The organism is Salinimicrobium marinum (assembly GCF_014651535.1).
GTDB classification, from domain to species: Bacteria; Bacteroidota; Bacteroidia; order Flavobacteriales; family Flavobacteriaceae; genus Salinimicrobium; species Salinimicrobium marinum.
This window is the reverse complement of sequence record NZ_BMXB01000001.1, coordinates 889,481-910,645: the sequence shown is the minus strand read 5'-3', so window position 1 is coordinate 910,645 and position 21,165 is coordinate 889,481. Positions and strand designations below refer to the sequence as shown.

The 21,165-nt window shown below is 39.9% G+C and carries 23 protein-coding genes; 5 read left to right on the top strand and 18 right to left on the bottom strand.

Annotated elements, in window-relative coordinates; all coding sequences use genetic code 11:
- Positions 1 to 108: 108 nt before the first annotated feature.
- Positions 109 to 543: an organic hydroperoxide resistance protein gene (locus IE056_RS03870; protein ID WP_189603350.1), complete on the bottom strand. Its 435-nt coding sequence runs from the start codon at positions 541 to 543 to the stop codon at positions 109 to 111.
- 72 nt (positions 544 to 615) lie between these two features.
- Here IE056_RS03870 and meaB point away from each other — a divergent pair, with 72 nt between their 5' ends.
- On the top strand, positions 616 to 1,683 hold the full coding sequence (meaB, locus tag IE056_RS03865) for a methylmalonyl Co-A mutase-associated GTPase MeaB (protein WP_189603349.1): 1,068 nt from the start codon (positions 616 to 618) through the stop codon (positions 1,681 to 1,683).
- Between the two features lie 252 nt (positions 1,684 to 1,935).
- Here the strand turns inward: meaB and IE056_RS03860 are convergent, their stop codons facing one another.
- The 4 genes from IE056_RS03860 to IE056_RS03845 form a co-directional block, all read right to left on the bottom strand.
- On the bottom strand, positions 1,936 to 2,520 hold the full coding sequence (locus tag IE056_RS03860) for a phosphatase PAP2 family protein (protein ID WP_189603348.1): 585 nt from the start codon (positions 2,518 to 2,520) through the stop codon (positions 1,936 to 1,938).
- Positions 2,521 to 2,531: 11 nt separating this feature from the next.
- Complete coding sequence (locus IE056_RS03855) at positions 2,532 to 2,759, bottom strand: DUF8828 family protein (RefSeq protein WP_189603347.1); 228 nt, start codon at positions 2,757 to 2,759, stop codon at positions 2,532 to 2,534.
- Between the two features lie 30 nt (positions 2,760 to 2,789).
- Positions 2,790 to 4,142 carry an MATE family efflux transporter gene (locus IE056_RS03850; RefSeq protein WP_189603346.1) on the bottom strand — a complete coding sequence of 451 codons (1,353 nt, stop codon included), beginning with the start codon at positions 4,140 to 4,142 and terminating at the stop codon, positions 2,790 to 2,792.
- A 170-nt stretch (positions 4,143 to 4,312) separates the two neighbouring features.
- Positions 4,313 to 5,734, bottom strand: a complete 1,422-nt coding sequence (locus tag IE056_RS03845; RefSeq protein WP_189603345.1) for a M20/M25/M40 family metallo-hydrolase — start codon at positions 5,732 to 5,734, stop codon at positions 4,313 to 4,315.
- 184 nt (positions 5,735 to 5,918) lie between these two features.
- On the opposite strand from IE056_RS03845, the gene IE056_RS03840 reads away from it, so the two are divergent.
- Positions 5,919 to 6,515, top strand: coding sequence for a hypothetical protein (locus IE056_RS03840; RefSeq protein WP_189603344.1), 597 nt, complete (start codon positions 5,919 to 5,921; stop codon positions 6,513 to 6,515).
- Positions 6,516 to 6,553: 38 nt separating this feature from the next.
- Here the strand turns inward: IE056_RS03840 and IE056_RS03835 are convergent, their stop codons facing one another.
- The 8 genes from IE056_RS03835 to IE056_RS03805 all read right to left on the bottom strand — a co-directional run bounded on the left by IE056_RS03835 (position 6,554) and on the right by IE056_RS03805 (position 13,723).
- Positions 6,554 to 7,717, bottom strand: a complete 1,164-nt coding sequence (locus tag IE056_RS03835; RefSeq protein ID WP_189603343.1) for a sigma-54-dependent transcriptional regulator — start codon at positions 7,715 to 7,717, stop codon at positions 6,554 to 6,556.
- A gap of 2 nt (positions 7,718 to 7,719) precedes the next feature.
- Entirely contained in the window at positions 7,720 to 7,986 is a 267-nt protein-coding gene (locus tag IE056_RS18660; RefSeq protein WP_308427591.1) for a hypothetical protein, read from the bottom strand.
- A gap of 13 nt (positions 7,987 to 7,999) precedes the next feature.
- A complete protein-coding gene (locus IE056_RS03830; RefSeq protein WP_308427590.1) occupies positions 8,000 to 8,611 on the bottom strand; it encodes a DUF6268 family outer membrane beta-barrel protein in 612 nt (203 codons plus the stop codon).
- Positions 8,604 to 9,524, bottom strand: a complete 921-nt coding sequence (locus tag IE056_RS03825; protein WP_189603342.1) for a mechanosensitive ion channel family protein — start codon at positions 9,522 to 9,524, stop codon at positions 8,604 to 8,606. Before IE056_RS03825 ends, IE056_RS03830 begins: the two co-directional genes overlap by 8 nt.
- Positions 9,525 to 9,526: 2 nt before the next feature.
- On the bottom strand, positions 9,527 to 10,816 hold the full coding sequence (locus tag IE056_RS03820; RefSeq protein WP_189603341.1) for an ABC transporter permease: 1,290 nt from the start codon (positions 10,814 to 10,816) through the stop codon (positions 9,527 to 9,529).
- The gene (locus IE056_RS03815) at positions 10,809 to 11,738 is read right to left on the bottom strand and encodes an ABC transporter ATP-binding protein (RefSeq protein WP_189603340.1); all 930 of its coding nucleotides are present in this window, start codon (positions 11,736 to 11,738) and stop codon (positions 10,809 to 10,811) included. The genes IE056_RS03820 and IE056_RS03815 overlap by 8 nt, the downstream gene beginning before the upstream one ends.
- A 230-nt stretch (positions 11,739 to 11,968) precedes the next feature.
- On the bottom strand, positions 11,969 to 13,090 hold the full coding sequence (dnaJ, locus tag IE056_RS03810) for a molecular chaperone DnaJ (RefSeq protein WP_189603339.1): 1,122 nt from the start codon (positions 13,088 to 13,090) through the stop codon (positions 11,969 to 11,971).
- A 45-nt stretch (positions 13,091 to 13,135) separates the two neighbouring features.
- Positions 13,136 to 13,723, bottom strand: coding sequence for a nucleotide exchange factor GrpE (locus tag IE056_RS03805; RefSeq protein WP_189603338.1), 588 nt, complete (start codon positions 13,721 to 13,723; stop codon positions 13,136 to 13,138).
- Between the two features lie 155 nt (positions 13,724 to 13,878).
- Here IE056_RS03805 and IE056_RS03800 point away from each other — a divergent pair, with 155 nt between their 5' ends.
- Positions 13,879 to 14,559, top strand: coding sequence for a YceI family protein (locus IE056_RS03800; protein WP_189603337.1), 681 nt, complete (start codon positions 13,879 to 13,881; stop codon positions 14,557 to 14,559).
- A 48-nt stretch (positions 14,560 to 14,607) separates the two neighbouring features.
- Here the strand turns inward: IE056_RS03800 and IE056_RS03795 are convergent, their stop codons facing one another.
- The 3 genes from IE056_RS03795 to IE056_RS03785 all read right to left on the bottom strand — a co-directional run bounded on the left by IE056_RS03795 (position 14,608) and on the right by IE056_RS03785 (position 16,790).
- Positions 14,608 to 15,510 carry a TIGR01777 family oxidoreductase gene (locus IE056_RS03795; protein ID WP_189603336.1) on the bottom strand — a complete coding sequence of 301 codons (903 nt, stop codon included), beginning with the start codon at positions 15,508 to 15,510 and terminating at the stop codon, positions 14,608 to 14,610.
- Positions 15,511 to 15,595: 85 nt separating this feature from the next.
- Complete coding sequence (gene mnmC2, locus IE056_RS03790; protein WP_189603335.1) at positions 15,596 to 16,273, bottom strand: tRNA (5-methylaminomethyl-2-thiouridine)(34)-methyltransferase MnmC2; 678 nt, start codon at positions 16,271 to 16,273, stop codon at positions 15,596 to 15,598.
- A gap of 1 nt (position 16,274) precedes the next feature.
- Positions 16,275 to 16,790, bottom strand: a complete 516-nt coding sequence (locus tag IE056_RS03785) for a DUF4920 domain-containing protein (protein ID WP_189603334.1) — start codon at positions 16,788 to 16,790, stop codon at positions 16,275 to 16,277.
- Positions 16,791 to 16,895: 105 nt separating this feature from the next.
- Between IE056_RS03785 and IE056_RS03780 the strand changes: the two genes are divergently transcribed.
- Positions 16,896 to 17,969, top strand: a complete 1,074-nt coding sequence (locus tag IE056_RS03780; protein ID WP_189603333.1) for a branched-chain amino acid aminotransferase — start codon at positions 16,896 to 16,898, stop codon at positions 17,967 to 17,969.
- Between the two features lie 391 nt (positions 17,970 to 18,360).
- On the opposite strand, the gene IE056_RS03775 is transcribed toward IE056_RS03780, so the two are convergent.
- Positions 18,361 to 18,744, bottom strand: a complete 384-nt coding sequence (locus tag IE056_RS03775; RefSeq protein ID WP_189603332.1) for a pyrophosphohydrolase domain-containing protein — start codon at positions 18,742 to 18,744, stop codon at positions 18,361 to 18,363.
- 45 nt (positions 18,745 to 18,789) lie between these two features.
- On the opposite strand from IE056_RS03775, the gene IE056_RS03770 reads away from it, so the two are divergent.
- Positions 18,790 to 18,978: a hypothetical protein gene (locus IE056_RS03770; RefSeq protein WP_189603331.1), complete on the top strand. Its 189-nt coding sequence runs from the start codon at positions 18,790 to 18,792 to the stop codon at positions 18,976 to 18,978.
- Positions 18,979 to 19,043: 65 nt separating this feature from the next.
- Here IE056_RS03770 and IE056_RS03765 read toward each other — a convergent pair whose 3' ends face one another.
- Positions 19,044 to 21,083: a dipeptidyl-peptidase 3 family protein gene (locus IE056_RS03765; protein ID WP_189603330.1), complete on the bottom strand. Its 2,040-nt coding sequence runs from the start codon at positions 21,081 to 21,083 to the stop codon at positions 19,044 to 19,046.
- Positions 21,084 to 21,165: the final 82 nt, after the last annotated feature.

The following is a 21,165-nucleotide window of genomic DNA, read 5'->3' as shown; positions in this document are numbered from 1 at the left end:
TCAAATGTACTTCCGGAAAATCAAATCCACAAGTAATATATTCAGAATATACCGGCATAAAAAAAGCACCTTACGGTGCTTTTTCAAGAGTAATATAGTTTTACCAGACTACTCTTCTTCGTCGTCTAACATTAGATTAAGGGTAACATCAATATTGTCCCGTGTGGCTCTTGAATAAGGACAAATCTCATGGGCCTCATTCACCAGGCTTTCACCAGTCTCAATATTTACCCCCGGAATATAGGTATCCAGAACAACACTCAATTGTAAATCATCCTCCTCGGTTTTTCCTATAGAAACTTCAGCGGTTACAGAAAAATCCCCAAGTTCAACTTTACGTTTTTTGGCCACTATTTGTAACGCACTACCATAGCAAGCAGAATATCCGGCAGCAAATAACTGCTCCGGATTGGTTTTTTTACCTCCCTGACCACCTAATTCTTTAGGCATACTTAACTCCAGATCCAGTACACCATCATCACTTTTCACATGACCCGAACGGCCACCCATGGTGGTTGCACTTGCTGTATACAATGTCTTCATAATGAATTTTAATTTTATTAAATTAGTACTTCAATATACGAATAAGATTTTCACCTAAAAAAGTTTTTCCCCTTGGACCATAAATCGGCATTAAACCAGACTAAAGGCAGCGGTTCCCCCCAGAATGTGAATCCAGCTTCAGCAAATAAAATTCGGAATTCCCGAAGAAAAGAATGGTCTGTAGAATATCTTTTTCAGAAGATCATGGAAAGAGATCAGGCTGCTGTAAGCAGGGCCATCACACTAATTGAAAGTAACCAGCATCAGCATCAGGAAAAAGCAGGATTGCTGGTGGAAAAATGCCTTCCATTTGCCAATAAATCCATTAGAATAGGAATTACAGGAGTGCCCGGGGTGGGAAAAAGTACTTTTATCGAATCTTTTGGAACTCATCTCGCCGACGCCGGCAAAAGAGTGGCAGTGTTGGCAGTAGATCCCACAAGCACGGTTTCGGGAGGAAGTATTCTTGGTGATAAAACACGAATGGAAACGCTGGTGAATCACAAGAACGCTTTTATCCGCCCCTCACCTTCAGGGGATTCTTTGGGCGGCGTGGCAAAAAAGACCCGGGAAACTATCATTTTATGCGAGGCTGCGGGGTTTGATACGTTGTTGATTGAAACTGTGGGTGTGGGCCAGAGTGAAACCACCGTTCACAGTATGACAGATTTTTTCCTGTTGCTGAAACTGGCCGGTGCCGGAGATGAGCTGCAGGGGATCAAACGCGGAATTATGGAGATGGCAGATGCTATTGTCATTAACAAAGCCGATGGTGAAAATAAAAAGCCCGCTGAAAAAGCACGATCTGAATTCCGACGCGCCCTACACCTCTACCCTCCCAAAGAAAGCGGATGGTCCCCAAATGTTTTATTGTGCAGCGCACTGGATCACACCGGGATTGAAGATATCTGGAAAATGATTACAGAATTTGAAACAACCGTAAAAGAAAATAAACATTTCTATCATAAACGCCGCCAGCAAAACAGGTTTTGGCTACTTCAAACCATCAACGAACATTTAAAAAGCAGGTTTTACAATAATCCTGAAATAAAAAAAGAACTGCAGAACCAAATGGATGCAGTTGAAAAAAATGAGACTACTCCTTTTGCCGCAGCGAATTATTTACTGAGCATGGATTAATAGAATTGCGGGTTTACAGAGCCTGGATAAGATCAGCTTTTAGGAGTTGTTTGTTGTTTCTGGCTTACTGTTCAGTATTTCTTGGTAGGGTAAGATTAAAATTCATTACATGCATCGCAACGAATACATAAGTATTTTTTTAATAAAATTTACTATTCAGTAAATGGAATCTCTTTAATCCTGATGCTCTATTGGAATGATGCGTGAAAATTGACACGATTTTTTTTCTCTTTCCTTCGGAAAATGTCGAATTTACTTTGTGCTCATCTTCTCCCGATTCAAGTACTTCCTTAACAAATATTGGTGTAGTCGATAGAATAAAAATCCGAAACCGGAGCCGATAAAGATTCCTGTGGCGACGTCAAGAGGATAATGTACCCCAACGTAAATTCGGCTGTAGGAGACCATTATTGCCCAAAAAATAAGTACGTAGATTATGTTAGGATATTTACGGCGCAAAGCCAGACCTACAAAAGCCGTCACAGCCGCCGAACTTGCAGCGTGGGCAGAAAAGTAGCCGTACCGGCCACACCTCACGGCAACAAACCTGGCATATTCCATAACTCCTTCCTGTCCGCAAGGACGTGCGCGTTCGAATCCGTGTTTGAATACATTTGCAAGTTGATCTGTAATGGTGATTAAACCTGCAACAAAAAGCAGAGTAATGCCCATTCCTTTGAGACCGTAAGTCTGGTAAATCATGAACAAAAGGACGACATACAGCGGTATGGAAGACCATTTATTAGTAATGAAGTTCCAGAAATTATCCCAGGCAGCAGAACCAAGGTTATTCAGGTAAAGAAAAAGTTGATGGTCAAGTTCTAACAGTTGTTCCATGGAAGAATCAATTATTCATCATAACGGGAAATCTCCCTGTCATAAAAATCATTTGCCTGCTGAATAAGGCCTTCAGCTTCCGAAGAAAGTTCTTTTTCATCATCGGCATCAAAATCTTCTAGCCATTCTACCTCATCATTTTCAAGGTTTATGATGAAACGCGGAAACTCAGTATGAATGATAAAAATTGCATCAGGATAATCTGTATTATCGCCCAGGAGAAATTTTGGAAAGTCCATTGAAAAAATATTTAATTTTATTCTAATTTATCAGGCATCGGCCTGTTTTAAAAACTTTTTACTTAAATAATTAAATCGAAGATACAACATTAGTGCCGAAGCTGTAAGTCCGGCAAGCAGCCCCATCCAAATTCCCATACTGCCCATGTTTTCAGCTTTTCCGAAGTACCATGAAATAGGGAAACCTATGATCCAGTAGGCAATAAAACAGATTACCGTAGGAATCTTCACATCCTGAAGTCCTCTCAAGGCCCCTAAAATCACTACCTGTAAACCATCGCTTAACTGAAAGAGTGCGGCCACGATCAATAACTGAGATGCAAGTAAGATCACTTCGGCATTATCAATGTAAAATGTAGGCAGCCAGTCTTTAAGTAAAATGAAAGCAACTGCAAAAATGGCTTCAATAATAAAAACCAGCAGGAAGTTTGAAAAAGCAATTCGGCGTAAAGCTTTAAAATCGGCCAGGCCTTTTTGGTTTCCAACCCTTATGGTTGCCGTCACTCCCAATCCCACAGCTATCATGAATGTCATGGAAGCAAGGTTTAAAGCCACCTGATTCGCTGCCTGCGGATTTGTACCAAGCATACCTGCCAGGATCACCGTGGCAGTGAAAATCGCAACTTCAAACAACATTTGAAGTGCTGTAGGAAAGCCCAGGGAAAACAACCTTTTAAAAATAACTGGCTTTAAAAACTCTTTACGGGACCACTGGAAATATTGTCTGAATTTCTTTTTCCTCCTAAGGATCTCCCATAAAAACCACAACATAAAAAACCTGGAAATCAAAGTTCCCAATGCAGCACCTTGCAACTCCAGCCTCGGAAATATCCATACTCCATAGATAAGCAGATAATTGAACAGCACGTTTACCAGGTTTGCAATTATGGTTGCATACATTGCATATTTTGTCTGGGACAAGCCGTCTGCAAACTGCTTGTAGGCCTGGAAAATCATTAGCGGGATCATAGAAAAAGCCACGATCTCAAGATAAGGTATAGCCAGTTCCACTACTTCGGGCGGCTGGTCGAGATAATATAACACAGGTTTGGCAAGCAGTAGTAGCAGGAAAAGGAAAATCCCGTTGAGGGTACACATGATCACTCCGTGGTGAAAATAGCTTTTCCCTTCTTCAATATTTCCGGCACCGTCCGCTTCAGCAATAAGAGGAGTGATCGCAAAGGAAAACCCGATGCCGAGTGACAATGCAACGAAAACGAGAGTATTCCCTAACGAAACAGCAGCAAGGGGAGCAGCGCCAAGCTGACCTACCATGATGTTATCTGCAAGTCCCACCAGTACATGACCAAGCTGCCCCAGCATCACCGGATAGGCAATAGACAGATTTGTTCCGAATTCTTTTGTGTAAGCAGTTAGTTGCAAGAGCTATGTTTTTTCAGCCCGCAAAGATAGGAAGTTATTTGGAGGAAAGAATTTAAATGATGTGTTCTTAGAAAAGAAGAGAATAGTACAGAAATATTGAATATTACAGAAGCAGAAATGAAAATGGCGCGATTTGAATATCCGCGCCACCTCGTTTGAAACTGCATTTTCTATTTCTTTAATTCCGCAGGAACATTTATCGGGGAATCAAAACCATACTTGTCTACCAGATACACCAAAGAAGCCATTGTGGCAGCTCCCAGTTCCAGCTCCCGTTTGTTCACAGCGTCAAAAGTGTCTGTAGCGGCATGATGATGATCAAAATAGCGCTGTGAATCTGGACGAAGACCAGCAAGTACAATATCCCCATCTTTTAAAGGGCCAATATCTGCCCCGCTTCCTCCCTGTGCAAAATAATGAACAAGGTAAGGTTCGAAAAGACTTTTCCAGCTTTTTACCTGCTCAAACTGCGCTTCACTCGCATCAAAAGAAAACCCACGCGGGGTGAATCCGCCGGAATCGCTTTCCAGAGCAAATATGTGATGCTCTCCTTTCATTTGAGCCACCTTAGCATATTGGTTTCCACCTCTTAATCCGTTTTCTTCATTCATGAAAAGAACTACCCGCAGGGTTCTTTTCGGACGGATTCCGGTTTCTTTGAATAAACGCAATACTTCCATAGATTGTACCACTCCGGCACCATCATCATGCGCACCATCTCCAAGATCCCAGGAATCAAGATGCCCCCCCACCACAATTATTTCATCTGGATATTCACTTCCTGTAATTTCCCCTATCACATTGTGAGATTCCACATCTGCATGATTTTGGCAGCTCATTCTGTAAAAGAACTTTAAGCTCTTATCAAGTTTGAGCATGCTGCTCAAATATTCGGCATCTTTAGTACTGATAGCGGCAGCGGGGATCCTCTCATCATTTGGAAGTTCTCCATAGCTCATGGAGCCGGTGTGAGGATATTCATCTATTTTATGAGATAGAGAGCGAACAATTACTCCGGCAGCACCATATTTAGCAGCCTCTGCAGCTCCAGAATAGCGTTGATCCACACATCCACCATAAGCAGCAAACGTATGAATAAGGTCGGGGCGCATTGGCCTGTTAAAAAACACTATTTTACCTTCTATTTGTTCCTTTCCATATTCTGCAAGATCTTCCAGTCCCTGCACTTCTAAAACTTCTGCTTTTAAACCGTTGGCAGGAGTGGCAATAGAGCCACCAAGTGCAACAATATTCACTGTTGTGGTGTTTTCCCCGGTTTGTACGTATGCATATTCTGCCTGCCCACGGGTCCATTTCGGCACCATTACCGGCTGTAACCATACTTTATCCAGACCCAGCTCCTCCAGTTGAGCTTTGGAATATTTTACAGCCCTTTCCGCATTTATAGATCCAGAAAGTCTTCCTCCTATCTTATTGGAAAGATGATCCAGCCATTCATAGCTTTGTCCCTGTAACAGCGACATATCATATAAGTTCCGAAGAGCCATCGAATCCTTCTGCTGATGTGAAAACTGTGCTTTTCCTTCAAGGAAAGTTACCAAAAGTGCCAGTAAAACTAATTTTTGCTTCATTTTTTCTTAAATTATTTCTGTCGATAAGAGGTGAAAAGCAAATGTAAAAAACCGCAAATTCTAAATGGTTTCTTTTTAAATTTTTTTCCTCTTTTGAATAAATAACTTCAACCATTTTAAGTCTGAGGATGCTGACAGATTTGAAGCTTAAGAAGCTATTTTTTTTTATCTTTCGGCAAAATTTATGGATTTGAATAAGCAGGAAATTATAGGGCATGTTTCATATTTACTTCAGGAGATCCCTACCTCCCAGGAAATCGTAAAAGACGATCATAAAAGAGAAAAAAGATACCAATATCTTGCTAAACATATGGTTGAAAAGGCCATTGAAAAAGATGCATTGATCATTTCAGAAAATGGAAGAGGAATCGCAATATTGTTTCGTACCAATAGAAAAGATGGTAACTTCTGGAAAGATCTCATCCAGGACCTGAAGCTTGCAATCAACGTCACAGGGATCAAAAAAGGTTTTAAGGCGATGAAAAATCAGAAATATGTAAAAAACCAGCGTCCCAAAGAGGGAGATTATCTCTATTGCTGGTTTTGGGGAATTCTACCCGATTCCCGCGGAAGCGATGACAGTAAGACGGCTTATGAAATGAAAAATAAATTTTATGCCATTTCGAAAGAGCTACAGCTTCCTATTTTTGCTGAATCCAGAATACGCCGGATAAGCCTGGCTTACCGACGTTACGGATTTAAACTTTTTCATGAGTGGCAGCATCCAAGCGGAGACACCATGTACTTTTTAAAATACACTCCTCCTCCAAAGAGTGAATAACTTCTGAACTCATCCATTTCAGAAGTTATTCAGAAAAATTATTTACTGGCGAACAACCGTACATCTTCTTCATTGACTTCTGGACCTCCCAGAATAATAAGTCGTTCCACTACATTACGAAGCTCACGAATATTACCGGTCCAGTTGTATTCCTGAAGAAGTTTTAAGGCATCATCTGAAAAGGTTTTGGGATTCACTCCCTGTTCCTGAGTGATCTTTTCGGCAAAATAATTTACCAGCAACGGAATATCCTCCCGGCGCTCGTTAAGAGGCGGAACCTTAATCAAGATCACGGCCAGCCTGTGATAGAGATCTTCCCGGAACCGTTTCTCTTCGATCTCCTTTTGAAGGTCCTTATTGGTCGCTGCAACCACTCTCACATCTACTTTTATGTCCTTATCACTTCCGACGCGTGAGATCCTGCTCTCCTGCAGGGCACGCAATACTTTAGCCTGTGCAGAAAGACTCATGTCGCCTATTTCGTCCAGGAAAATAGTACCTCCATTGGCAGCCTCAAATTTTCCGGCCCTGTCTTTATTTGCGGAGGTAAAGGCTCCTTTCACATGACCAAAAAGCTCACTTTCTATAAGTTCTGATGGTATTGCCGCACAATTCACTTCTACCATAGGCCCGCCGGAGCGATCACTTTTTTGATGCAGCCAGTGGGCAACCAGTTCTTTTCCGGTTCCATTTGGCCCGGTGATCAAAACCCTGGCATCTGTTGGTGCTACTTTTTCGATCATTTCCTTTATCTGGGAAATAGGCTCAGACTCGCCAATCATTTCATAGTTTTTACCCACTTTTTTCTTTAAACGAGTATTTTCTACCATGAGCTCCTTGCGGTCCAGGGCATTTCTTACTGTATTTAAAAGTCGGTTGAGATCGGGCGGTTTGGAAATATAATCAAAGGCACCCAATCGCATGGTATTCACAGCAGTATCCAGATCTCCATGACCGGAGATCATTACTACGGGAATTTCCGGTTTGATCTTTTTTACAGCTTCCAGGACTTCAACACCATCCATTTTCGGCATTTTTATATCACACAGGATCAAATCATAATCATGATCTTTCACCATTTCTGTTCCTATCAATCCATCGGCTGCCTCTTCTACTTCATACGTCTTATTTTCTTCTGTGAGTATTTTAACAAGCACTCTTCGAATAGCTGCTTCGTCTTCAATCAATAAAATTTTTGGCATCGTTATATTTTAAATTTTAATCCGCTTCGAGCGTAAAAAGTATTTACTTTATTCACCTCTAAAACGTCATCTTTATCATCATTTCTAAGCCTTATGTCATTCATTAAAGTATAACCGGCATACAGGTAATATACTAAATGTTTTGTAAAGTTGTACTCATACCCCACACCTCCAAGAACAATGGTCATAGAGATATTTTCGGCAACCTTGTTAGAATTTGAGAATACCCTGTCCTCCTGAATATTGGCATAAAAACCATCAAGTGTCACAAAAGCCTGAAGTTCATGTTTTTAGGCTTATATAATATTTGAGATTACTTTTTGGGACTCCCGCCATATAGGACCAATTGGGACGAAATTCCCTGTAATAATTTACTATCGGTAAAGGAAAAGGCATCCCAGATGTTGTGGAATAGTGCAGTCCCAGTATCCATCGCCATGATTTTTCCACTTCGTCTTCTCCTTTTTCTTTAATGAAGAAGAACGATCCTATATAGAGCAGATCATCTTTAAGAACTGTTCCTTTTTCAAAGTTAGATGCCATCATTAACCCTCCCTGCGCCGCAAACCTCCAGTTGGGATTCATTTTATAGGTGTAATTGAGGCTTAAAGTGAAGGACTGAAATCTATCCAGTTCTGCTCCTTTTTCAAAGGGAGTAATATCTTTATATTTGAAATTGATATTTTCATATTCGATTCCCGGCACTAGATAACTATCTTCGGCTGTACCTATTTTAATCGGAAAATTCACAAAACTTCTGAATCTTCTGAAAGAATTATCTGAATCTGACTGCGGAAAGTAAGTGTACTCAATCCTTGCCAGATCTGTAGATTGTCCTCTTCCGGAGAAAGAAGCTGCAAAACTGAGTAACGCCAGAATAAAATACTTATTCATTTTCTTCTGAAGTTGGAGGCTGGGGTTCTGATTGTCCAATAAGGTGTACGTCCCTCTGGGGGAAAGGAATTGTAATACCATGTTCACGAAATTTATGATCAATTTTAAATCGCACCTGACTTTTTATCTTTGGATCTACGAAGCTGTCAGTTACAAAAAAATGTAAACTAAAGACCAGTGAAGAATCCCCAAAGTCATCAAAAAGAACGAAAGGTTCGGGGGTTTCCGCTACACCCGTTTGGTTTTCTGCACATTCCAAAAGCAACTTTTGGACTTTGGCAGTATCACTCCCATAGGCCACTCCCACTTTGATAAATTCACGGGTGGTGGTATGGTTCTGGGTGTAATTATAAATGATATCGCTTATAAATTTATGGTTTGGAATGATCATTACCTTGTCGTCTCTTGTAAGAAGCCTGGTAGTGCGCAGCTGAATGTCTATCACTCTTCCTACTTTTCCATTGACCTCAATCACATCACCTACCAGCAATGACTTATCTGTAATAATAAATAAACCTCCAATAATATCCTGAAATAGCTCCTGCAGGGCAAGACCCAAACCTACAAAAAGTGCCGCCGAAGCAGTTAACAAAATGGTGATGTCCACCCCAGCCGAACTTACTGTCACTAGCACCACGATCAAATACACAAGATATTTGATAAACTTGAAGACGCTTATAAATTTAAGCTTATCGGGTGTTGCAAGTTTTCTGGTAAGAAAAACTCTAATGCCTTTCAGTATCACGCTGGTAAAGAGAAAGACAATAATGACCAGTAAGATCAAGCCTACAGTTATCCTTCCCTGGTCTTCACCGCTGCCAAGTGGTATTACCGTGATGTTAAGGAAATCCAGGAAAGTCCCCCAAATATCTTCTTCAATTACATCTTTTACCTGTTCAACACCACTTTGCATGCCTAATATTTAAGCCATTTATACAGTTCCTTATAAGTTGGTTTTTTTCCGTACATAAGAATTCCTACTCGATATATTTTCGCTGCCAGCCAAACGATTCCGGCGTTGGTAATGATCAGTAAAAATATGGAAATTGCCAGTTCCCACCAGGCAACCCCAAATGGAATCCTCATCAACATCACAATAGGGGAAGTTAAAGGGACCATGGAAAATATCGTTGAAACCGTACCGTGCGGATTTTCAATAACTGCAAAAAAGCCCACGTAAATTCCAAGAATCAGGGGAATGATAACCGGAAACATGAACTGCTGTGTATCGGTCTCATTATCAACTGCTGCTCCAATGGCGGCATAGATAGAGCTATAAAGAAAGTATCCTCCTATAAAATAAACCAGAAAAGAAAGGGTAAGAGTCAACAAAGGAAGTTTCGCAATATCTATCACCAACTGTTGTAATTCACTATCTGAAATCTGACTCGCAGCCTGCTGTTGAGCTCCCTGTGCTGCCGAAATATCAACTCCCAGGACAGATGATACCACGAAAAGCAGCAAACCTCCCAACATTACCCAAATAGAAAATTGTGTGATCCCGGCCAAAGAAGTTCCTAAAATCTTGCCCAGCATCAAATGGAGAGGCTTAACCGAAGAAATGATTATTTCAATAATACGGTTGGTTTTTTCCTCGATAACGCTTCGCATCACCATGTTCCCATAGATAATTATAAACATCATTAACAGGTAGCCTGCAGCTCCTCCAAAAAACATTTTCACATAATTTGACATTTTTGAAGTTCGCTCTCCCGAAAAATTCTGAATTTCGATCTTTACCGATGCCTCTGCTGATCTTATTGCTGACACATCCACTCCCCGGGCTTCCAGTTCCCTTCCGGTGAGTTTATCGGCTACGGTGCGTTCTATTTGAGTTAAAAATCCGAAAGCAGGAGCTTCCTTGGCGAAAAACTGCAGATGTTCAACCGAGTCGGAATCCTGAGGAACATAAAGCAATCCGTATAAATTCTTCTCCCTCACAATGTCTTTGGCACTATCGAGCGTAATTGCAGAAAAATCCTGAAATTCCACATCTTCAGAATCCTGAAATTCTGAAACAAATAACCCCGATTCGTCATGAACTCCTACAATTCTCGTTTCACTCTTATTCAGGCTCGTTAAATACGCGATCAACATGATCATACCCACAAAGATCAACGGACTCAAAAATGTCATTACAACAAAGGTCTTGTTCCTTACCCGGGCCAGATATTCACGTTTTATAATTAACTTGAGATTACGCATTGCCGGTCACTGTTTTTATGAAAATATCATTTACAGAAGGAATCACTTCCACAAAATAATTCACCTGTGCCCTGGAGGTAAGATGCATTAAAAGGTCATTGGGAGACGCTGTTTCCTCTATTTGTATCCTTAGTTTAAGATCATCATTAATACTTTTAAAAGAAGCATCTTTTATAAGAAAAGTAGCTGCAAGTTCTTTTCGAAGCAGTTCATTATCTGGTGATTCCAGCCCTACTTCAAAAGTATTCGATTTATATGCACGTTTGATATCGGTAACTTTACCATCCAGCAACTTATTTGATTTATGGATAAGTGCCATGTAATCACATAATTCCTCTACACTTTCCATTCTGTGCGTTGAAAATAATATAGTGGCACCCTCTTTCCGAAGCTGAAGGATTTCATCTTTGATAAGATTTGCATTCACAGGATCGAATCCGCTGAAGGGTTCGTCAAAAATCAGAAGTTTAGGGTTATGCAGCACAGTGACCACAAACTGAACTTTTTGAGCCATTCCTTTGGAAAGTTCCTGGATCTTTTTATCCCACCAGTCTTCGATATTAAGCCTTTCAAACCAGTATTTAAGTCGGGCTTTAGCTTCAGCTTTTGATAATCCTTTTAATTGTGCAAGATACAAGGCCTGTTCTCCAACTTTCATGGATTTATATAATCCCCGCTCTTCGGGCAAATATCCAATATGCTGAATGTCGTTTGGCTGTAGCGGTTTACCATCCAGAAGAATTCTTCCTTCACTGGGTAAAGTAATTTGATTTATAATCCTTATAAAGGTAGTTTTCCCTGCTCCATTTGGCCCAAGAAGGCCGAAAATACTTCCCTTCGGGATTTGAAGTGAAACATTATTTAGTGCAGTAAAATCGCCAAATTTCTTCGTCACGTTTTCTGCAACCAGGAGGTGATCCATAAAAGTACTTTGTTGTAAATATATTTAAATGTAGCAACTTTCATTTGGGATTAGGAAGATTTTAATATTTGCCGTCCAATCTTACCATCTACTCCCGAAACAAGTAAAAAAACAAAACCCATCCTTAATCACTTAAGGATGGGAAAAAAATTGCTATGAAAAAGAAAAATTATCACCAATTGAAATTAGTGATACCCAAATATATATAAAAAAAAGTTAATATTCTACCTTTAAGAGAACATATCTTTAACTTTTTCGAAAAATGACTTGTCACTTTTCTCCGGTTTGGGCTGGAAATGCTCGTCACTAGCCATTCTCTCAAAGAAATCACGTTGTTCCCTGTTAAGAGTTTTTGGCGTCCAGACATTTACATGTACCAGTAAATCCCCTTTTCCGTATCCATTAATACTTGGAATTCCTTTTCCACGTAATCTTAAAATTTTACCAGATTGTACTCCCTCGTCAATCTTGATCCTTACTTTTCCGGAAACAGTGTCAATTTCCTTGGAAGTACCTAAAGTTGCTTCAGAAAAACTAATATAAAGGTCATAATGAAGGTTCACACCTTCCCTTTGCAGGTTTGGATGCTCTTTTTCTTCTATTGCGACAATAAGATCACCCGGAACTCCGTTACCCGGGGCATCATTACCTTTTCCGGAAACCTTTAACTGCATTCCATCTTCAACTCCTGCCGGAATTTTGATAGAAACCATCTCTTCTTTCATTATCAATCCCTGAGCATCGGCTTCGGGCGATTTCTTATCGATGGTTTGTCCTGCGCCACCACAGGTGGTACAGGGGGAAGCAGTTTGCATTCTTCCCAAAATAGTATTCGTAACCCGTGTTACCTGTCCTGTACCATTACAGGTAGGGCAGGTTTTGTACGTTGTTCCGGCATCCTGAATTTTACGCTTAACCTTTATTTTCTTTTCAACGCCGTTGGCAATTTCCTCTAAAGTAAGTGAAACTCTAATCCGCAGGTTACTTCCTTTCACTCTGCGTTGGCCGCCTCCTCCAAAGCCGGAGAAACCGCCACCACCAAAGCCACCGCCAAAGATATCACCAAACTGGCTGAAGATGTCGTCCATGTTCATACCGCCGCCGCCAAAGCCGCCGCCGCCACCACCTCCTTCAAAGGCCTGATGTCCAAAACGATCGTAACGTGCACGCTTATCTTCATTGCTCAAAACCTCATAAGCTTCAGCCGCTTTCTTGAAGTTGTCCTCTGCCTTGGTATCTCCCGGATTTTTATCGGGGTGAAATTCAATAGCCTTCTTTCGATAGGCTTTTTTAATTTCGGCTGTAGAAGCGTTTTTACTAATACCTAATATGTCGTAATAATCCTCTTTCATTATTTCCTGTTCTTGATTTTTGCTGGTATAAAAGTTTAAAATGGTTTATTTTCCGGTAACCACCTTTGGAAAACGGATGATCCGGTCTCCCAGTTTATAACCTTTTTCTACCACATCAACGATCTTACCTTTTAATTTATCTGAAGGTGCAGGAATTTGGGTAATAGCCTCATGAATATCGGCATCAAAACTATCTCCTTCTTTTACTTCCATTTGTTCCAGGCCTTTGGCACGAAGTGTTTCTTTGAACTTATTATAAATGAGTTCTACTCCTTTTAATAACTCCTTATCCTTTGCTTTTCGAATTTCATTAAGAGCTCGGTCAAAATCATCTAAAACAGGTAACATGGCACTCACCACATCCTGATTGGCAGTTTTGAACATCTCAACCCTTTCCTTACTGGTACGCCTTTTATAATTCTCAAATTCAGCAAATAATCTCAGGAACTTGTCTTTTTCTTTTTCAAGAGCGGCTTTTAACTGGTCCTTTTCTGAAACTCCATCTTCTTCACTATCAGATGATTTTTCTTCAGAATCTTTGTTATCTGCCTCCTCAATAGCCTCATCAAGGATATCCTCTACTTTATCTTTTAAACTTTCCTCTTCAGGATTATTAGTGTCTTTATTGCTCATTCTTCTTATTAATTTTATTACCAACCAACATCAGACAAAATTGTTGCCAATAATCTTTTGATGTCAAAATGTCACAACAAAATTTTAATATTTTATTATGATTTGATGTTACTCAAAGCAGTAATTTTGACGATTAAATCAAACTATAATCAAACATGAAAAAAAGAATTTTTAACATCTTTATGATCGCTGCTATTTCTGCAGGGTCTGTAGCTTGTAAAAACGATAAACAAAACCAGGTTCAACCTGGAGAAGCTCAGGAAGCTGCTGCAGCCAGTGATCAGGCCAGACAGTATGAGATAGATACTACAGAGTCTACTATTGAATGGAGAGGAACCAAACCAACCGGAGAACACATCGGGACAATTGATATCCAATCGGGTTCATTTACTGCCACCGAAGAGCAGATTGAAAGTGGAAATGTTACTATTGATATGAATTCAATCGCTGTTACAGATGAAGGTATGGATGATGATGACAGAAAAAGTCTTGAAAATCATTTAAAAGGTACTGTTGAAGGTAAGGAAACAGACTTTTTTAATGTAAATGAATATCCTACAGCAACTTTTGAGATCACCGGAGTTACTGAAAAAGATGGTCAAAAAATGTTACAGGGTAATCTAACTATTAAAGATGAAACTAAAAACATTGAATTCCCTGTAAGCACTTCTATTGATGAGAATGTACTTACTGTGGAAAGTGAAACTTTTGTAATTGACAGAACAGACTGGAAAGTAAACTACGGCTCTAAATCTGTTTTTGACAATCTTGGAGACAACTTCATTAGTGATGAAATGGAATTGACAATTAATGTTCGTGCTACAGCACAACAATAATTAGTTAACCCCTCAGCTAAAAAGCCGGATCTTGCGATCCGGCTTTTTTTATTTCAAATTTTCAAGCGCTTTATGAATATTCACATATTGAAAAGCGTATCCTGTATCTTCAATTTTTTTACTCGCCACCAGCTGACTCGCCAATACGGTACTTGCCATTTCACCCATAATTCCTTTTAAAACAAAGGAGGGAACTTTAGGCAACCATATTTTCTTATCCTGCTGTTTTGCCAGTTCATTCATTAACTCCTGGTGCGTCACGGGATTTGGCGCAACAGCATTATACACCCCCTGGAATCCGTTCTCAACCACATGCAGAAAAATTCTGGCCAGATCCCGCACGTGAATCCAGGACTGCCATTGTTTTCCCTTACCTAAAACAGCTCCAACGTTCATCTTCACTACCTGATTAAGCTTTGGTAAGGCTCCCCCGTCCTTTCCCAGGACTAGGCCAACCCTGATTTTTGCCACCCGAAGATCCAGACTCCTGAACCTATCTGCTGCTGCTTCCCATTTTTGAACAACCGTACCCAGAAAATGATCATCCAGATCCTTTTCATCTTCAGAATACATTTTGTCATAGGAATGAGGATAAACACCAATGGCACTGGCAGATACCAAATGCCCCACCTCATGTTCATTGTTTTCAAGGGTACGGTACAGCAAATCCAGGGAATCTATCCTGCTTTTCAGGATCTTTTCTTTCGCATTATCGGTCCAGCGCCTGAAGATATTTGCACCGGCAAGATTAATCACAGCACCCACCTCTTCGAGACAGGCAGGATCTATTTCTCCCTTAGATGGATTCCAGTGAAAGCCTTTATAGCCCGATTGTTTTTCAATTTTACTTTTACTGGTTGTCAAATAATTTACACCAATCTCCTTTTCCTTGCACAGCTTAACAATTTCTGAACCTATTAAACCTGTCGCCCCAGTAATTAAAATCCGCATTTTTATTTAAAATATAAGCACATTTATACAGCTATATTGCTTCTTTATAAAAGGTTTAACAAGATTGAAGATAAATTACAATAAATCATTTTTTAGAGGCCCGCAGCATCTCCCGTTTTCCCGGAGGCCCGGGCAGCCTTTCCACTTTAAATCCCACTGATTCCATAGCTCTTCTTACACTTCCCTTTGCCGAATAAGTTACCAGCACCCCTCCCGGTTTAAGAGCAGTGAACATTTTACTGAAAATTTCCTCTGTCCATAAATCAGGTTGCACTCTTGGCCCAAAAGCATCAAAATATATAAGATCATACAGTTCCACATCAGTGATATCTGTAAAGAACAGCTTCTTTTTGTGGAGATAAAAAAGATCTGAAATATTAGTTTTTTCTTCCCATGGAGCCTCATGTAACTTCTGAAACAGTACTTCGGAATCATCTTCTGAAAACAGGAATGAATAATTCAATTGCTTTGTTTCTTCTGAAGAAACAGGATACGCCTCTACTCCCGTATAATTAATTTCTGAAGTGTTTTTTCTACCTTCAAAAAGAGTGATCAAGGCATTTAAACCCGTACCAAATCCAATTTCAAGTATAGAAATACTTTCAGGTGAGCCAGGAATTTGTTTAAAATGCTCCAGCCCAGTTTTGATAAACACATGGTAAGCTTCCTGAACAGCGCCATGTTTGGAATGATAATGTTCATCCCAATCTGGCAGGAAAATAGTGGAAGAACCATCTGCAGTCGTTATTATTTCTCTTTTCATTCTAATTATCTTCTATGACCACCCCTTCCGCAAGGAAAGACAAAGTTTTTTTTGGTTCTGTAATAGCCGCAATTTCCTCCGGAGATTTACCACCGTCTTCCGCAAAATGTTGTTGATCTTCTACAGACATTTCGGTTACATACGCTTTTCCGTTCACTACTACCTCTTTTTCTTCAATATCCTTCGGCACAAAAAAGCCATAATCCTTAAATTTCACCATCACCTCTTCCTCGTTAGGTAAATCCAGTTTCATCCAGCAACCTTTACTTTTACATACAGTATTCACCTGAGATTTAAATTTTACCTCCACAGTATCTCCAGCTTTAAGCTCCTGAAATTTTTGCTGCATCTCTGCAGATGACAAAATATCACCGGGTGAGAATTCCTCCCCGGCAGATATGTAGGAAACCGGAAAATCCTCAGTAGTTTGTACTACCGATTTTTCCTGATTCTCTGTTCTATTTTTGCAGGAAGAAAAAGCCATGGCAACAAAGACAAAAATCAATATTTTTTTCATTTTTTTTCTTAATTTGATCAACAGAAAATAAAACATTTTTTGCAAAGCAGTACATTTTAAGTATGTTTTAATTTCAGTAAATTTGTACAAATATATCGATACGACATGAAAAACGGCTCAACTCTCCAACTAGAGATAGAAAAAGCATCCACTTCCAAAATCGATTCCGTTGATTTTGACAATCTGGTTTTCGGAAACATCTTTACAGACCACATGATGGTGTGTGACTACAAAAACGGAGAATGGCGGAATCCTAAGGTAATGCCTTACGGACCGCTACAACTGGAACCCTCTGCACGGGTATTTCATTATGGACAGGCTGTGTTTGAAGGTATGAAGGCGTTTAAGGATGATAATGGAGAAGTATGGTTATTTCGACCACAGGAGAATTTTGAACGTTTGAATAAATCCTCCAAAAGACTGGCAATTCCCGAATTTCCTACGGAAGTTTTTTTTGAAGGCCTGGAAGCTCTGTTAAACCTGGATCGGGAATGGATCAAACAAGGCTTCGGAAATTCATTGTACATACGTCCTTTTGTTATCGCAACCGAAGCAGGGGTATCTGCCTCGCCTGCGAAAGAATACAAATTTTTAATTATTTGCTCTCCTGCCAAATCTTATTACAGCGGGGAAGTAAGAGTTGTCTTTGCTGAAAAATTTAGTCGTGCCGCGAACGGCGGAGTAGGTTTTGCTAAAGCTGCAGGTAATTACGGCGCACAATTTTACCCCACCAATCTTGCAAAAGAGGAAGGCTTCCAGCAAATTATCTGGACAGATGCCAACACGCATGAATACCTGGAAGAAGCAGGGACAATGAACATCTTCTTTAGAGTAGGAGACAAATTATTGACCGCACCTACCAATGACCGAATTCTGGATGGGGTAACCCGTAAAAGTGTCATTACCCTTGCAGAAGAAAATGATATTACTGTAGAAGTGAGACGGGTTTCTGTAAAGGAAATAGTAGATGCTGCTAAAAAAGGAGATTTAAAAGAGATATTTGGAACCGGAACTGCTGCCACCATAAATCCTGTAAAAGGATTTGGGCATGACGGGGAAAAATTTGAATTAGAAGATCAGGAAGATTCTTACGCTCAGTATTTCAAAACAAAGCTGATGGAAATCCAGTATAATATAGCTGAAGATAAATTTGGCTGGAGATACAAGGTGAAAAAATAGTATCCTGGTTCAACATCAAGAAAGGCTGTCTAAAGAACTTGAAGTATCCTTCTGATTTTATTCAGGTGGACGTAAAGCAAGACTTAAGAGAGCCTTTTCTTATTCCCACAGAGGAGATTGTTGTTATTCTAACTTAAGTGTAGAGAGGATTTTCGATAGATTCTCTTCACTATTTGCCTCCAGATTTCCGTAGTACTTAATCATATCTTCACCTCCCATAGGCATACAAGTAGACATACTTTTTTCTTCTCCAGTAACTCGCTGCTCATTTTTGCAGGAGAACAACAGAAGTACAGATAAAAAAACCGGTAATAATTTCATTTTTCTTATAAAAAAAGAAAATAAAATTTCAATTTAAAATACTGGAAAAGACCGGAAATCAGTGCCTCTCTTACTTCAGGATTTTTCCGAGGTCAGGTTTAAAATAACCAGGTCCTTTCAGCACCTTACCGTCTTCCCGGTAAACAGGATTTCCGTCGGCACCCAGTTTACTCATGTTGCTTAGCTGAATTTCATCAAACACTTCTTCTATTTTTTGTTGCATTCCATGTTCTATGATCGTACCGCATAAAATGTAGAGCATATCACCCAGCGCATCTGCCACTTCCACGAGATTATCATTATTTGCCGCTTCAAGGTATTCTTCGTTCTCCTCTTTCATTAATTCGTAACGCAACCTATTTTTGGCTGCTCCCAGACTCGCCGTGGGATCATTTTTTATTCCCAGCCCAAAGGCACTATGAAACTCCTGTACAGCTACTATTCTCTTTTTCATTGGTAATTTTGTTTAGATGCGTTAAATTCGCATAAAAATAAATAAATGTTCAGTACAGGACAGCTTATATTCGCCGGAATTTTTCTCATCGTCTTTATCCTGGTAATGATTTACACCTACCGGAAAGATCTAAAACTACATCGGAAATATTACAGGGGAACTCTTTATATATTGCTTGGTTTCATCATGTTCATAGGTCTATTGTTTGTAATAAAAATGTACCTGAATCCGTAAAACCTTTCAGAAATAAAAAAACCGCCACTTCTACAGAAATGGCGGTTTTTACTCAATTTTTGTTTCTAATTTTCTTCCGGAAGGAAGCTGTACTCTTCAGAATACTTAAGCATTTGCTCTTCAAAAGTAGCAGGTTGTTCTACTTTTATTGAAGATATCTCTCCGTTTTCATCAGTCTCAGCTACCAAAACCGGATTCACAAATCCGCTATAAGGTGGCGAAGTAAACTGTTTATTTCGCTCCAGCACTTGCTGATGAAGGGTTTGATCTACCTTCACTCCGTAGTTTTCTACAAGGTCCTTTGCTGCCTCAAAATCACCTTCAGACTTTATTCTTTGAGTTTCTCTAAGTAAGTCTCCGAATAATTCTCTCAATTTCTCATAATCCTTAATGTCGTAATAGGTTTTGCCATCACGGGTAACTTTTTTAATCACCCCTTCATCTTTTCCTTTTTCAAAAACCCATGCACTTACCCACTGGCGGTTACGCATATGTGCTTCTTCCACATCTGCTCCAGGTTCAAGCCTTATGAGCTGCGTCATCAAACCATTTCGGATATATCCGTCATAAGCCGCCTTTCCTACTTTTTCAGCATCTTCTACCAATCCAAGTTCTTCCAGTTTAGGATCCATCAAATAATACAATCCCACAAGGTCTGCCCTGCCTTCTTCCAGGGTTGAAGCATAACTTTTAAGGGTTTCTTTGGTCTCTCCAACTCCGGGATTAAGTTGTCCAGATGCATGTCCTACAACTTCATGCAGTGCTGTATGCAATTTATCTGCAAGTGTACCATATTCCTCCTCAAGAGCCACTTCTTCCTCATCATGAGCAAATTCCTGAAGTCTTCCTGTACTTCCGGCATTATTATATGCATTGATTATATTCCCAAGAGAAACAGATTTACTTCCATGCGCTTTTCTTATCCAATTGGAATTAGGAAGGTTTACCCCAATAGGAGTACTTGGAGAGGCATCTCCCGCTTCTCCAGCTACAATGACGGTTTTATAAGTCACCCCAACAACCTCATCTTTTTTATGCTCCTCCATAAGCGGTGCATTGTCTTCAAACCACTGCACGTTTTCTTCCAAAACCTGCATTTTAGCCGACATATCGAAATCTTTAATCTGCACGATATTTTCATAAGACCCCCTGTAACCTAAAGGATCATTATATACTTCAATAAAACTGTTGATGTAATCAATGTTTCCTTCGGTGGCATTTACCCACGCAATATTGTATTCGTCCCAGGTTTGCAAGTCTCCTGTTCTGTAATAATCTATTAAAAGGCCTAAAGCTTTTTCTTGCTGCGCATTTTCTGCTACTCCCCTGGCTTTTTCCAGCCAAACAATAATTTCATCTATGGCTTCCCCATACATGCCACCGCTTTTCCAAACCTTCTCCACCAACTGGCCATTTTCTTTGACCAATTTGGAATTAAGACCAAAGGCAATAGGCTTATCTGGATCGGGGGATTGTTTTCTACTGTAAAAAGCTGCCACTTCTACTTCGGAAATATTTTCACCGTAGAAATTAACTGCAGAACCTTCTACCAATCCTTTCGATTCATCCAGGTTCACCTTCTTCATATCCTTATCGTTGAAGACAACTTCATAAGCTTCTCCGGTAAGTTCAGTTTCTGTTTCCGACAGTAGTTGATCAAAATATTCTTTACTAAAACCGGGTTTAAGTTTATCATTGGAATAATGATGATGTATACCGTTAGAGAACCACACTCTCTTTAGATAAGTTTCAAAAGCTTTCCATTCTTCAGCCTCCCTGTCACCTTCATAAAGAGTATAAATACTTTCCAAAGCACCACGAATCTTTAAATTGTGGCGATAATTTTGATCCCACATAATATCTCTTCCGCTTAAACCGGCCTGCGTAAGATAATAAACAAGCTGCTGCTCTTTCAGGCTGAGATTTTCCCATCCCGGAATTTGATAACGCAGAATTTTTATATCTGCAAATTCATCTACCTGATTGCTGAAATCTTCATTCTGAACAGCAACTTCTTCCGAAGCGCCTTTATCCACAATATTGTCAGCACAGGAAAACATCATTGTTGATGCTAACATCAACATTAAATAAAATTTTGGCTTCATTCTGTATAAATTTATGTTTCGAAACTGAAAGTTATTGCAATCGTTTTTGTGGGTAACCCCCCTAAAATACTCATGCTGCGCT